The following is a 13,005-nucleotide window of genomic DNA, read 5'->3' on the forward strand; positions in this document are numbered from 1 at the left end:
TTGCCGGAAGGGCGTCGCCTGCGACTATAATGCGAGCGATCACTCGCTTTTTCCACTCGCATTCGGGATCGCAAGCCCATGGCGCGCACGCCGCCGACAAAGCCGCGGAAAAACGCGCGACAAGCGCGCTCGCGCGCCACCGTCGACGCGCTGGTCGAGGCAACCGCTCGCATTCTGGTCCGCGACGGCTTCGAGAAGACCAGCACCAACCGCATCGCCGAGATCGCCGGCGTCAGCGTCGGCTCGCTCTACCAGTATTTTCCGAGCAAGGAGGCCCTCGTCGCCGCCGTGATCGACCGCCACAACGAGGAGATCATGAGCCTCGTCCGCACCGCCCTCACCGAGGTCGCCGACTTACCTGTCGACAAGGCCGTGCGCAAACTCGTCACCGTCGCGATCGACGCCCACCGCATCAACCCGAAACTGCATCGCGTGCTCGCCGAGCAGATCCCCCGCACCGGCCAACTCGCCGACGTCGAAGCCTTCAACCGCGAAATCCACGCACTGGTGCGCGCCTATCTCGAAAGCCGCCGCAAGGAGATGCGCAAGGTGGACGTCGATGTCGCGACCTTCATCTGCGTCAGCGCGATCGAGGCTGTGGCGCACAACACGGTGCTGGATCATGCGGAGATGCTGCCTGAGAGGATGGTGCGGACGCTAGTGGAAGAAACGACAAGGTTGGTGGTTGGATATTTGAGGTAGGTCGAACGATGCCTGAGGGAAAACCCTAGGGAGCGCACTGATTGAGTACGCCGACAAGCTTCGGCTTGCCGCTGCCGATGCTCATTCCCTCGAATCCGAGAAATATGGGTGCCTCATACGCTGCCTGGATCGCCACACCAACATTCTCTCCCTTTCGAAGGGCACCTATTTCCTTTTGTGAGAGACGGAATGCGACATTGAACAGCCCGTTCTGAATCCGCTTGGACTCAGGCTTCAGTGGATACACCTGCCCATCGATCAAAAGAGAATGGGCGGCCATATTCATGAGTTCAGTATCCCTGCGAAGAGTATCGAAGATAGCGAGCAAAACTGCTCGGCGTTTTTCGCAATACAGGATGAACTTGTTTATTCCAGATTCCTCGGTTGTTCGCTGTCCTTTCAGATAAAGTTGGCCGTCCGTACTTTCAATTGTCCACACAGGTTGGGTTCGCCCGTTATTGACGATATTCATCCGCTCCAAAGTCGCCTTGTCTATTTCATGCATCCCGTCAGGGCTCGCGCCGGCGCTCAACGTGAATAAATCCGGATCGACATCCATTGAGCGTATGTATTCCACTGTCAGGGCTGAGACGACTTGAGCTGTTCCTTCAATGTGCTCATCGGCTCGCAGCGACTTGAATTGATGAACGCCGTATCGGGACCCCTGCTTCAGATACCTGAATTGACCACCCAAATAGGCGTACGCGCACGCGCTGTAACAACTTCCCTCATCAATATCGAAGCGTTTTGGAGAGAATGGTGATTTCCGTCCTACATCGGTAGAAAACCCAAACTTTCGGAACAGGCGGCCCAGTTCTATTCCCGCAACCAGGCTTCCACCGCGTGAGTTCAGATAGACAACGGACCGGTCGGGAATACGATTTTGCGTGACATACTGCTCAAACCGCCTGGGTGCGTCGGGATCGATGTCTCCGTCCAAAAAGACGAACCATTGATTGCCTGCTATCTCGTTGGGTAACTCGGGCGGACTTCCTTTAACGGTCATGTTCGATTGCGCATCCGCTGAACCTGACTGAAAAGCCAGTACAAGGGCGAGCGCGCAAATCTTTCGCCGCACCATGGCTTTCACAAGCTTCTTCATCGATTATATTCCTGCATCAAACGGCACAACTTAGCGTGAGATAAGAAGCGATCTATATATCTTTGGTAGAAGCAATCAGCTGTATTGCGGGAACACATACCGCCGCCTGCGGACGCGATTAGTCTACAGCCATTTCAATTTTTGCGATCCAATCTCAGCTCCCTTGAGGGGGAGCTATCGCATATGGCTCTCGACGACACCTGAGCGCGCGCCTCGTCCTTCGAGACGACCGCTTCGCGGTCTCCTGCGGATGAGGCCACACAGCCGCTTTGCTGCAATAGCAACTACGCACTCCGTCCTCATCCTGAGGGCCCGCCGAAGGCGGGCGTCTCGAAGGATGGCCGCAAACGAGTTGCTCGCCGCGCTATGCGTCATATGCGATAGCCCTGCTTGAGGGCGTAGCGACTTTCGAGAGACGCCGATACCCGTCCTCTGCGGAGCGCCGGTCACCCCTTCAGCATCGCAATCGGATGATCCAGCGCAATATCAAGCTCACTGCTCACCCCTCTCGTCATCACATCCTGTATCCGTTGCCGCCCCAAATCCGCATGCGTGCGCCCCAGGGCATCCGCCTTGTCCGCATCCCGGTCCCTGATCGCCGCGACCATCGCGATGTGCTCCGTCAGGATCGTATTCATGTGCTTCTGATATGCGGCGCGCGAAGCGAAATGCTCCACGTTGTAGGCGAGATAGGCGATGCGCAGCGCGAGCGTAAGCAGGTGGAGATAGTTGCGCTCGATCAGCTTGTTGCCACAGGCGGCGGCGATCAGCGCGTGAAACCGCCAATTGCTGTCGTTCATCTCCTCCGCGCGGCCCGCGGCCTCATGCTGCTCGAACGCGGCCCGCTCGGCGTCGATCTCGGCAAGCTGTGCATCGGTTCGGCGTAGCGCCGCCCATCTGGTGACGAGCCGCTGGGTGATGTCGAGCGCCTCGAACATCTCGCGAAGGTCATCCCAGTTGAGGCTCGCGACGCTGGCACCGCGGTTCGGCAGCAGCACCACCAGCGATTCCGAGGCCAGCCTGACGAGTGCTTCGTGCACGGGCGTTCGCGACAGTCCCAGCCGTGCGGCGAGGGCCGCCTCATCGAGCGGGGTCCCGGGTCGCAAGGTGAGCGAAACGATCTCGCGCCGGAGCGACGCGTAGGCGAACTCGACGCCCTTCCCTTTACCCGGCGGCGGAGGTGGTCTGCTGGCCATCATGAAATATCTTGCCTTGCTTTATACACCGTGCATAAACTGTGCATGCACGGCTATCCTATCATAGGTGCCGCGCCAAGCGAGGGCGACTGCCGGGCCGTTTTCGCGCAAGCAAAGGATCTCGTCCATGAGCATCACTGCCCAAGGGCTCGTTGCCCGAATCGACCGGCTACCTCCCTCCCGCTTCCACATTCAAGTTCTTATCATTGCTGGGCTTTCACTGTTCTTCGATACGCTGGACACGGCCGTCACCGGCTTTGCCTTCGCAGCTTTTCGAACCGAATGGAACCTCGGCCCGCTCGCGCTCGGCGTCACCTCGGCGATCGGCCTCAGCGGCTATCTGCTCGGCTCCGTCCTGGTCGGCTTCGTCGCCGACCGGTTCGGGCGCAAGGCCGTGATGACCTGGAGCCTCGGCCTCTACTCGCTGTTCTCTGCCTCACGCGCGCTTTCTCCCGGCATCGAAATCTTCTGCCTGCTGAACTTCTTCACATGGATCTTCGTCGGCATGGAGAGCTGCGTGGTGCCGCCTTATCTCGCAGAGCTGTGGCCCTCGCGGCTGCGCGGCCGCTTCAACGGCTGGATGATGGCGTTCTTCGCGATCGGCATCGCCCTGTCCCCGGTTTGGGCGCTTCTGCTGATCCCGACCGTCGGCTGGCGCTGGACGCTTGCGCTCACCTTTCCGTTCGCGCTGCTGATCGGCCTGATGCGGACCTTCCTCCCCGAAAGCCCGCGATGGCTGCTGAGCCAGGGCCGCACCGAGGAAGCCGAGCGGATCGTCGCGTCGATCGAAGCGCAGGTGGCGCGGTCGAACGGCGGCACGCTTCCGCCTGTCGTTCCGATCCCGATGCCCGTCACCCGTCCGGTCAGCCGGCGCGAGATCGTCGCCCCCGCGATCCTGCCCGTCACCATCATGCTCTGGATGGTCTGGTTCACCGAATACGGCGTGCTCTACACCTTCCAGTCCGTGCTTCCGACCTTGCTCGCGATGGACGGTTTCTCCATCGTGCGATCGACCGAGTTCACCGTCGTGATCTTTTCCGGCTTCATCCCCGGCTATATCGGCGCGGGCTACTTCCTCGATCTGGTCGGCCGGAAATACTGGCTGATGATCTGCTTCGCAGGGATCGGGATCTCGAGCACGCTGTTTGGCCTCGCGAATACGCCCGCGACCATCATGGCCTGTGCCTGGTTCACCGCCTTCTTCCTCGGCAACGGGTCGACCTGCATCTACACCTACACGCCCGAACTCTATCCGACCGAGATCCGAACGACGGCGATGGGAATGGCCTCGGCCTGGGGTCGCGTCGGCGGCATCCTCCTGCTGCTGGCGTTCGGCATCTTCGCCGTGCTGCACGGGCGGCTCGCGCTCTTCCTGGTGAGCGACGGCCTGCTGATCGCCAGCATCATCGTGGTGGCGCTGGTTGGCCCCAATACGAAGGGCAAGACGCTCGAGGCAACGTCATCGGCGCGTGACGTTGCAGCGCCGGCAAACGCCGTCGAGGCACCGGCCGAATGATGCGGACAGCGATGATTGCCGGGGCCGGCTATGCCGGCCTCGCCGCGGCGGCCGTGCTGGCACGCGCGGGATGGCGCGTCTCCGTGCATGAGGCCGATCCCCAGCCAAGAAGCGTCGGCGCCGGCCTCTATGTCCACGGTTTCGTCAATGATGCCCTTCGCAAGACTGGTGCCTACGACGATTTCATGCGTGGAGCATTCAAACCTGCCGCGCACTGCGTCTATATCGACGGCGCGCGGCAATCGAATGCATCCACCGACGGGAACATCGTCACCACGACCCGGGCGGCGCTTCATGTCGCGCTGATCGATGCGGCAAAGCGCGCCGGCGTCAGCATCATCGGCGGATCGCGCGCCGTTGCGGCGGATCCGCGTGGCGCGCTGATCCTCGCGGACGGCACCCGGCTCGCAGCCGATCTGGTCATTGCCGCCGACGGCGTGAGATCGACCATCACCCAAACCTTGGACATTCCGATCACGCGCGTTGCGCACCAGGACGGCATCACGCGGATCCTCCTCGATCGCGACGGACTGCGCGACGACACATGGAACAGCATTCACGACTTCTATGATTACCGCGGACGTCCGTTGCGGGTGCTCTACACGCCGTGCGGTGCGGATACCTTCTATTTCTGCCTGATGGCGCCCATCACCGATCTCGAAGCGACGTCCGTTCCGATCGCCGGCGCGCTCTGGACCGCGCGATTTCCCGATCTCGCGCCGACATTGCGGCGGGTCGGCAGCGCAGGCCGCCACGATCGCTACGCAACAACGACGCTGTCGACCTGGTCGAGCGGACGCGCGGCGATCGTCGGCGATGCCGCCCATGCGATGCCCTCGAGCCTGGGGCAAGGTGCCGGCGTCAGCATCGTCAACGCCGTCGCGCTCGCGCAGGCCGTTGCCCACTCTGACGACATCGATGCCGCGCTTGGTGACTGGGAAGCAGCGATGCGCCCGATGGTCGAGGGCTGGCAGCGCCGGGTCGAGGACGTCGCAAGCCAGCGCAGCCTCAGTCGCGCCGATCGCCCGAGCGAGCAGCGGCTCGTCGAGCTCTCCTCCGAGGATTCGGATCGCAAACACGCCAGACAGGAAGGGACTAACGCATGACGCTCGTTCCAAGCGCATCCTGGTACACGGACATCATCGCGGCCGTGGACCAGCAACAGGCCGGCATCAAGGATCATCTCGGTCGTCCCTGGGCGCAGCATTTCGAGCGCGTCGCGCTCCGCCTGATCTTCCGCAAGCCGGATGCGACGCGCGCTCATATCGAATCTGCACTTCTGCACGACGCGATGATGGAGCGTGGCGGCGGCCGCGAGTTGCTCGATTCGCTCGGCATCAGCGAGGAGGCCTGCGAGATCATCGAGATCACGACCCCGCCGCCGAATGCGGACTATTATCGTCGTTTCCAGGATGTCGGCCCCGCCGAATGCGAGATCTATCTCGATTATGTCCGCAAGCTCTGCGCCTCCGGCAACCGTGCTGCGATCCAGATGAAACTTGCTGACATTACCGATACCATCGAAGCCTGCCGTACCGGGCGAACGCCGCTGCTGATCGATCAATTCGTCAATCGCTACGAGCCGAGCCGGAAATTGCTGGAGCAGGCCCTGGGGTCGGAGCTGGGCTAGCGGGGGATACCGCCAGCCGTCGCCGTGCGCGATGGCTGCCGCAAGGAGACGACACGTGTGCTTCTGGGGAAGTCGACGTCCAGAGCAGAGCGATGCACAGCCCATCCCACAGGCTGGCACGATGACATTATGCCCCTGTTTTGCCCGACGCGTCAAATCCGATTCGGAAAAACGTTATCCGCCAATGACATCGCTACTGTGCATGGGGTTGTTTTCGACGTTTTGGTTGCCGACCCCGAAGCAGCGCCCCGCCACCGATCGATGCGCATGCGTCATCGCCGGCAGCGGGCTCCGCGCCAACGGTCCATCCACCCGACAGATGCTTTGAGAAAAATGGTCGGAGCGAGAGGATTTGAACCTCCGACCCCTAGTCTCCCAGACTAGTGCGCTAACCGGGCTGCGCCACGCTCCGAACGTCGTTCCATTAGCTAGGATCGGCGCGATGCGCAAGGCGAGGTCACACCATTTTGGTGTCCCGCCCAAAGTCGCCGGAACTGGCCGCAAAGCCGGCGAAAGAGCCCCTCAGGCGTCCTTCAGCGCCAGATCCAGCATCTCCCTGATGGCGACGAGGTCAGCAAGTGCTCGCCCGAGGCGCTCCCGGTCCAGGGCGCTGGGGCCGGCGGGCGCGGCCGGGGCGCCGCCCTTGCGGAAGGTGGTGAGAATTTCCTCGTCGTCGGTCTCGGAGAAGCGGAAGTCGATGCCTTCCTCCTCCTCGCCCTGGTAGTCGTCATCGTCGGTGTCGCGGGTGCCGCGGACGCCGGTCTCCTCCTCGGGCTCCATCAGGCTCGCCCCGATGGCGTCCTCGATGGCGCCGAACGAGACCGCGGCTGCGCCGTCGGCGAGGCCCTGCACCGATTTGACGCCGTGCTCCTTCAGGATCCGCTGCACCCCGCGGATGGTGTAGCCCTCCCCGTAGAGGAGACGGCGGATGCCCTTGAGCAGGTCGACGTCGTCGGGGCGGTAATAGCGGCGGCCGCCGCTGCGCTTCATCGGCTTGATCTGGGAGAACCGGGTCTCCCAGAACCGCAGCACGTGCTGCGGGATGTCGAGTTCCTGCGCTACTTCGCTGATGGTTCGGAACGCATCCGGCGCCTTGTCCAAATGCCAAATCCTTATCCGGAAGGCGGATTACGCCTCGGGTTGCGCCTTGCTGGCGTCGCCATTGCCGCGGTGCTGGGTGTTGATCCGCTGCTTCAGGATCGCCGACGGCTTGAACACCATGACCCGGCGCGGCGAGATCGGCACCTCGGTGCCGGTCTTCGGATTGCGTCCGATTCGCTGGCCCTTCTTGCGGACCATGAAGGAGCCGAAAGAGGACAATTTCACCGTCTCGCCCCGCTCGAGGCAGTCGGTGATCTCCTTCAGCACGAGTTCCACGAACGCAGACGATTCCGTCCGCGACAGGCCCACCTTCTGGTAGACGGCTTCGCAGAGATCAACACGCGTTACGGTTTTACTTTGATCGGTCATCGCCCTGCCCCACATCACGGCGAACAATTGTTGTCTGAAATTATGAGGTTACGATACGACGGTCAACAGCGCTCATCAATGCAGACGCATCGATAATCCCAGCTGATTCCGGCAAAATTTTATCGACTGTGGCCTTACCAGCGCACGAGCGCCGAACCCCAGGTGAAGCCACCGCCCATCGCCTCCAGCAGAACGAGGTCGCCGCGCTTGATGCGGCCGTCCTTGCGCGCCACCGCCAGCGCCAGCGGAATCGATGCGGCCGAGGTGTTGCCGTGACGGTCCACCGTCAACACCACCTTCTCCGGCGCGATATGCAGCTTGTGCGCGGAGGCGTCGATGATTCGCTTGTTGGCCTGGTGCGGCACGAACCAGTTGATGCTGTCGGCATTGAGCCCGGTGGCCTCGAAGGCATCGACTATGACGTCGGTGATCATGCCGACCGCGTGCTTGAAGACCTCGCGGCCCTCCATGCGCAGATGGCCGACGGTCTGGGTCGAGGACGGCCCGCCGTCGACGAACAGCTTTGCCTTGTGGCGGCCGTCGGAGCGCAAGTGCGTGGTGACGATGCCGCGATCGGTCGCAGCATTGCCCGGCTGCTCCTGCGCCTCCAGCACGACCGCGCCGGCGCCGTCGCCGAACAGCACGCAGGTGCCGCGGTCGTTCCAGTCGAGGATGCGCGAGAAGGTCTCGGCGCCGATCACCAGCGCGCGCTTGTAGGCGCCGGTGCGCAGGAAATTGTCGGCGGTGGCGAGCGCAAACACGAAGCCGGAGCACACTGCTTGCAGGTCGAAGGCCGCGCCGTGGTTGATGCCGAGCCCGTGCTGCACGGCAACTGCGGTTGCGGGAAAGGTGTTGTCGGGCGTCGAGGTCGCCAGCACGATCAGCTCGATCGACTGCGCGTCCACGCCGGCATCAGTGAGCGCGGCCTGCGCGGCCTTGATCGCCAGATGCGAGGTGAACTCGCCCTCGGCCGCGATGTGCCGCTCGCGAATGCCGGTGCGCTGCACGATCCACTCGTCGGACGTGTCGATGCGCGCCGCCAATTGGGCGTTGGTCACCACCTGCTCCGGCAAATAAGAGCCGCAGCCCAGCACGACCGAACGAATTTTGGTCACGAAACATCCTCCGGCGCGGGCTGCACGGAATTGAGTGCCCCACCCTCACGGTTGAGCATCTGATTGATCTTGTTCAGGAGATCGTAGTGAGCCATCTCATAGCCAACATCGATCGCATAGGCAAAGCCTTCGGCGCTGGTTCCGCCGTGGCTCTTGACCACCAGTCCGTTCAAACCCAGGAACACGCCGCCGTTGGACTTGTTCGGGTCCATCCTGTTGCGCAGGGCCTGGAAGGCGCTGCGGGCAAAGAGATAGCCCAGCTTGGACAGCCAGCTCTTCTGCATCTCGTTACGGAGTAATTCCGCCATCTGCCGCGCGGTTCCCTCGGCGGCCTTCAGGGCAATGTTGCCGCTGAAACCTTCGGTGATGATGACATCGGCCAGCCCCTTGCCGATGCCGTCGCCCTCGACGAAGCCGATATAGTCGAGCTCCGGCAGGTTTCTGGCACGCAGGATTTCCCCGGCCTCGCGGATCTCCTCGTGGCCCTTGATCTCCTCGGTTCCGATATTGAGGAGCCCGACCGTGGGCCGCTTCTTGTCGAACAGCACGCTCGCCGTGGCCGCGCCCATGAGCGCGAGCGACACCAGATGGTGCGCGTCACCGCCGATGGTGGCGCCGAGATCGAGCACGACGGATTCGCCGCGCCTGGTCGGCCATATCCCCGTGATCGCCGGGCGATCGATCCCCTTCAGCGTGCGCAGATGGAAGCGCGACATTGCCATCAGCGCGCCGGTGTTGCCGGCGGAGACCGCGACATCCGCCTCGCCCTTCTTCACCGCATCGATGGCAAGCCACATCGAGGAGGTCTTGCGGCCGCGCCGCAGCGCCTGGCTCGGCTTGTCCGAGCCGCTGACGGCAACATCGGTATGGACGATCTTCGACGCAGCCTTGAGCTGGGGATGTCGATCAAGCTCGGGCTCGATCCTGGCGCGGTCCCCGACCAGCAGAAACTCGGTGTCGCGATGCCTCTGGAGCGAGATGGCGGCGCCCGGAATAACCACGGCGGCGCCGGAGTCGCCCCCCATGGCGTCAAGCGCAATGCGAACCTTGCTTGGCATAAAAGTCCTGGAAACCTGGTCTGGTGCGGTCTTGAACGAGCGGGGCCGCAGAATGGCTTCGCCATGGACATGGCGACCGGTCAGGCGCCACGCCGCACCCCGACCGGGGCGCGACAATAGCGTTTTGTTACCCCGAAACAACCTCTTGCCCCCAGCCTTTTGCATTCGGGGCGATCCGGCCGCGGGCCCGCTGATTCACAAGAAACGCATCGAAATCAAACGGATAACTCAGGCATTGAAACCACTCCCGCAGACACCTCGCGCCCCGTGGCAAAGCGGTGCTACCGGGAATCGGGAGCTAGCGGCCCTTCTTCTTGTCCTGAAGCGCCTTGAGCGCTGCGAAAGGATGGTCCTCCGGATCTGGCGCGACGACCTCCGCCTCGAATACAGCCCCCTCCTTGCGCGGATAGGGATCGACCGCCAGGAACAGCGCGTCGGTGGCGATCCGGCCAAGGTCAATGATGCCGCCCGTGATGGGCTCTGGCGGATCGACCACCTCCGGCGGCTCCGCGTTGTCCTCGCCCTCCTCGATCAGATCGGCCATCCTCCGAACCTCGGCTTCGGGGGCGAACACAAGGTCCACGTCCTCCGCGATCTCGCTCTCGATCGGATCGAGGGTGACCACGCAGGTCTGGCCGATTCGGGCGCGTACATGGCCCGTGACCTCGAATCGGCCACCGCTTTTCGGCACGACGTCGAAACTGGCCTGGGCGGAGAGGACCTCCCGCAGGCCTCCGACTTCGGCCATGGCCTGCAGCTCGGCGGCCGATGCCTCGAGCTTGCGATGCAGGCCGGTGTCGGGAATCTGCGCAACGATGACGGGGGACCGCCAGGGATCGGGGCTGGATTCGGCGTTCGGTCGGCTCATCGCGTGCTGTCCTCAGTGAGCGCTGGAGGAAATTTGAAGGATGCGCGGAGCAGCGCGGCCTCCTCGGTCCGGCCGAGTTCGGCCTCGGTGGCCCGGGCGTAGGCCGCGAGCCGCTGTGCCTGGTCCAGGCCGGACCCATTCAAGATATTCTTGCAGATCGCCGCCGCCAGTGCCTCGCCGCCTACGTCCGTCGCCTGGTCGTAGGCCTGCACCCGGCCATAAAAGGCTTCGCCGAAGGCCCGCATCCGCTTCGGCACGGTCTGGTCGCCGATGCCCATCTCGCGCAGATTGTCGTCCATATCCTCGCAGAAGCGGTCGAACAGCGCCTGCGACAGCTCCGTGGCGCTCTGGGCCGTGCGCAGGCGGCGTAGCAGCATCCAGAGATGCAGCAGCAACAGGTCGAAACGCCCGTTAACCGTATCCGGCACCCCCAAGTCCCGGTAAAATATGGGTTCTCGCGCCTGCGTCACGATCATGCCATAGATGGCCTCAATGGTGCCGGCCGGGGCTAGCCGGGGTTTCCTGAAGTGATTGAACGGCCAAAGCATTGTGGTTTCCGCAAGCGGGCGCGCGCGTGTTGCATTCAGAGCCTCCGCCCGGTACTTCAGCGCCTCGCGCGACGCAAGGGGACGGAATCAGTTCCGCTATGACGATAACGAACCAGACCAGCCTGCGCGCCAACAAGCAGCGCGGCCTTCATGCACGCTGGCGCGGCCTGCGCCTTGCCGCGGCCTTGGCCCTGGTCGGCGTGGCGCTCGCGAGCTGCACCGGCGAACAGTTCCAGAAGGGCTACATCCTGCCGCCCGGCGCGCTGGAGCAGATTCCGATCGGCGCAAGCCAGGACCAGGTGCTGATCGTGATGGGCACGCCCTCCACGGTCGCGACTCTCGACGGTGAGGTATTTTACTACATCTCGCAGCGCTCGGAGCGCATGGTCGCCTTCATGAACCAGAAGGTGGTCGACCAGCGCGTCATCGCCGTCTATTTCGACAAGAACCGGCGCGTGCGCCGGCTGGCGAATTACGGTCTCCAGGACGGCAAGATCTTCGACTTCATCAGCCGCACCACGGCGACGTCGGGCCAGGAGATGAGCTACCTCGCTCCGATCTTCAAGCTGCTCAGCTTTAACTGAGCATTCAGCCTGCGGCGTCGTGCCGCTCTTCGCGCGGCACTTGCCGGCGCGTGCGACTTGCCGTTGCGCGCCGGGTTCCATACGCTCTCTGCAAAACAAGAAGCAGGGAGTGGATTCGTGCCAAAAACTTTGTTGTCCCGCCGCCGCGTGCTCACCGGTGCTGCCGGCCTGTCCGCCGCGGCCATCCTGCCGCGATCGAGCCTCGCCGACTGGAAACCCACGGAAAACGTCCGCGTCGTCGTGCCGGCTGCGGCTGGCGGCTCGACCGACGTCATGGGCCGGCTGCTGGCTGCACATCTGCAAACCGCCTGGGGCCAGTCAGCCGTGGTGGAAAATCGCTCCGGCGGCGGCGGCACGATCGGAACGGCAGAGGTGGTGCGCTCCAAGCCCGATGGCCACACCATCCTGATCGGCAATCCCGGCCCCAACGCGATCGCCTACAGCATCTTCAAGAACCTCACCTACAAGCCGGACCAGCTCCAGCCTGTCACCAACATGATCCGGATCCCGAACATCGTCTCGGCGCATCCGAAGACCGGCATCAAATCGGTCGCCGAGCTGATCGCCTATCTGAAGGCCAATCCGGACAAGCTCAGCTACGCCTCCTCCGGCGTCGGCCAGAGCCCTCACCTCACCGGCGCCTGGTTTCTCCAGCTCACCGGGCTGAAGATGACGCACATCCCGTTCCGCGGCGCCGGCCCCGCGCTCCAGGCTGCGCTCGCCGGCGATATCCAGATCCTGTTCGACAACCTCTATCCGAGCCTGCCGCAGGTGCAGAACGGCACCCTCACCGGCCTCTGTGTCACCACACCCGAGCGCAGCGACCTCGCGAAGGACCTGCCGACCATGCGCGAGAGCGCGCAGGAGCTGGCCAATTTCGACGTGTCGTCCTGGTTCTCGGTATTCCTGCCGAAGGGCGTGCCCGCCGGCGTGCTCGAAGCGCTCAATCTCCAGGTCAAGGCGATGCTGGAGCGCGACGACATCAAGAAGAACATCGCCGCCATGGGCGCCCGCGCCGACTACGGCACGCCAGAGCAGTTCTCCGCCTTCGTGGACGCCGAGACGAAGAAGTTCGCCGGCATCATCCAGAAGGAAGGCTTGCAGATGGACGTGCAGTAGGCGGTCGCGCGGACGCAAGGGCTCCTCGCAATTGTGCATGTTCACTAATTCGCTGATCGAATTCATCCTGTTCAGGGAGGATTCCGATGCGAGACAA

14 protein-coding genes and 1 tRNA gene are annotated in these 13,005 nt (G+C 63.2%); 6 read left to right on the forward strand and 9 right to left on the reverse strand.

Annotated elements, in window-relative coordinates; genetic code table 11:
• Positions 1-78: 78 nt before the first annotated feature.
• A complete protein-coding gene (locus AC1RR3_RS38190; RefSeq protein ID WP_492830424.1) occupies positions 79-702 on the forward strand; it encodes a TetR/AcrR family transcriptional regulator in 624 nt (207 codons plus the stop codon).
• Positions 703-727: 25 nt separating this feature from the next.
• Here AC1RR3_RS38190 and AC1RR3_RS38195 read toward each other — a convergent pair whose 3' ends face one another.
• Positions 728-1,804, reverse strand: a complete 1,077-nt coding sequence (locus tag AC1RR3_RS38195; protein ID WP_492830426.1) for a COG3904 family protein — start codon at positions 1,802-1,804, stop codon at positions 728-730.
• 446 nt (positions 1,805-2,250) lie between these two features.
• Positions 2,251-3,003: a GntR family transcriptional regulator gene (locus AC1RR3_RS38200; RefSeq protein ID WP_492830427.1), complete on the reverse strand. Its 753-nt coding sequence runs from the start codon at positions 3,001-3,003 to the stop codon at positions 2,251-2,253.
• 124 nt (positions 3,004-3,127) lie between these two features.
• Here AC1RR3_RS38200 and AC1RR3_RS38205 point away from each other — a divergent pair, with 124 nt between their 5' ends.
• Genes AC1RR3_RS38205 through AC1RR3_RS38215 form a run of 3 tightly spaced genes read left to right on the forward strand, consistent with a single transcriptional unit; the run spans position 3,128 to position 6,146 of the window.
• Positions 3,128-4,516 carry an MFS transporter gene (locus tag AC1RR3_RS38205; protein ID WP_492830429.1) on the forward strand — a complete coding sequence of 463 codons (1,389 nt, stop codon included), beginning with the start codon at positions 3,128-3,130 and terminating at the stop codon, positions 4,514-4,516.
• Positions 4,513-5,622, forward strand: coding sequence for an FAD-dependent monooxygenase (locus AC1RR3_RS38210; RefSeq protein ID WP_492830431.1), 1,110 nt, complete (start codon positions 4,513-4,515; stop codon positions 5,620-5,622). Before AC1RR3_RS38205 ends, AC1RR3_RS38210 begins: the two co-directional genes overlap by 4 nt.
• Entirely contained in the window at positions 5,619-6,146 is a 528-nt protein-coding gene (locus AC1RR3_RS38215) for a hypothetical protein (protein ID WP_492830433.1), read from the forward strand. Before AC1RR3_RS38210 ends, AC1RR3_RS38215 begins: the two co-directional genes overlap by 4 nt.
• 334 nt (positions 6,147-6,480) lie before the next feature.
• Here AC1RR3_RS38215 and AC1RR3_RS38220 read toward each other — a convergent pair.
• From AC1RR3_RS38220 to AC1RR3_RS38250, 7 genes are all read right to left on the reverse strand, one after another.
• Positions 6,481-6,558, reverse strand: a tRNA-Pro gene (locus AC1RR3_RS38220).
• Between the two features lie 110 nt (positions 6,559-6,668).
• On the reverse strand, positions 6,669-7,247 hold the full coding sequence (locus AC1RR3_RS38225; protein ID WP_492830435.1) for a MerR family transcriptional regulator: 579 nt from the start codon (positions 7,245-7,247) through the stop codon (positions 6,669-6,671).
• A gap of 27 nt (positions 7,248-7,274) precedes the next feature.
• A complete protein-coding gene (locus tag AC1RR3_RS38230) occupies positions 7,275-7,616 on the reverse strand; it encodes an integration host factor subunit alpha (protein WP_208866994.1) in 342 nt (113 codons plus the stop codon).
• Positions 7,617-7,750: 134 nt separating this feature from the next.
• Positions 7,751-8,731, reverse strand: coding sequence for a beta-ketoacyl-ACP synthase III (locus AC1RR3_RS38235; protein WP_492830438.1), 981 nt, complete (start codon positions 8,729-8,731; stop codon positions 7,751-7,753).
• Positions 8,728-9,789 (reverse strand): phosphate acyltransferase PlsX, encoded by a 1,062-nt coding sequence (gene plsX, locus AC1RR3_RS38240; protein ID WP_492830439.1) that lies wholly within the window; start codon positions 9,787-9,789, stop codon positions 8,728-8,730. Before plsX ends, AC1RR3_RS38235 begins: the two co-directional genes overlap by 4 nt.
• A 298-nt stretch (positions 9,790-10,087) precedes the next feature.
• Positions 10,088-10,657, reverse strand: a complete 570-nt coding sequence (locus tag AC1RR3_RS38245; protein ID WP_492830440.1) for a YceD family protein — start codon at positions 10,655-10,657, stop codon at positions 10,088-10,090.
• A complete protein-coding gene (locus AC1RR3_RS38250; protein ID WP_492830443.1) occupies positions 10,654-11,205 on the reverse strand; it encodes a ubiquinol-cytochrome C chaperone family protein in 552 nt (183 codons plus the stop codon). The genes AC1RR3_RS38245 and AC1RR3_RS38250 overlap by 4 nt, the downstream gene beginning before the upstream one ends.
• A gap of 98 nt (positions 11,206-11,303) precedes the next feature.
• Between AC1RR3_RS38250 and AC1RR3_RS38255 the strand changes: the two genes are divergently transcribed.
• Both AC1RR3_RS38255 and AC1RR3_RS38260 read left to right on the forward strand, forming a co-directional pair.
• Positions 11,304-11,789, forward strand: a complete 486-nt coding sequence (locus tag AC1RR3_RS38255) for an outer membrane protein assembly factor BamE (protein WP_492830444.1) — start codon at positions 11,304-11,306, stop codon at positions 11,787-11,789.
• Between the two features lie 117 nt (positions 11,790-11,906).
• The gene (locus AC1RR3_RS38260; RefSeq protein ID WP_492830445.1) at positions 11,907-12,908 is read left to right on the forward strand and encodes a Bug family tripartite tricarboxylate transporter substrate binding protein; all 1,002 of its coding nucleotides are present in this window, start codon (positions 11,907-11,909) and stop codon (positions 12,906-12,908) included.
• The last annotated feature ends 97 nt before the right edge of the window (positions 12,909-13,005 follow it).

This window comes from Bradyrhizobium sp. GW821-FHT13H05, assembly GCF_058804065.1.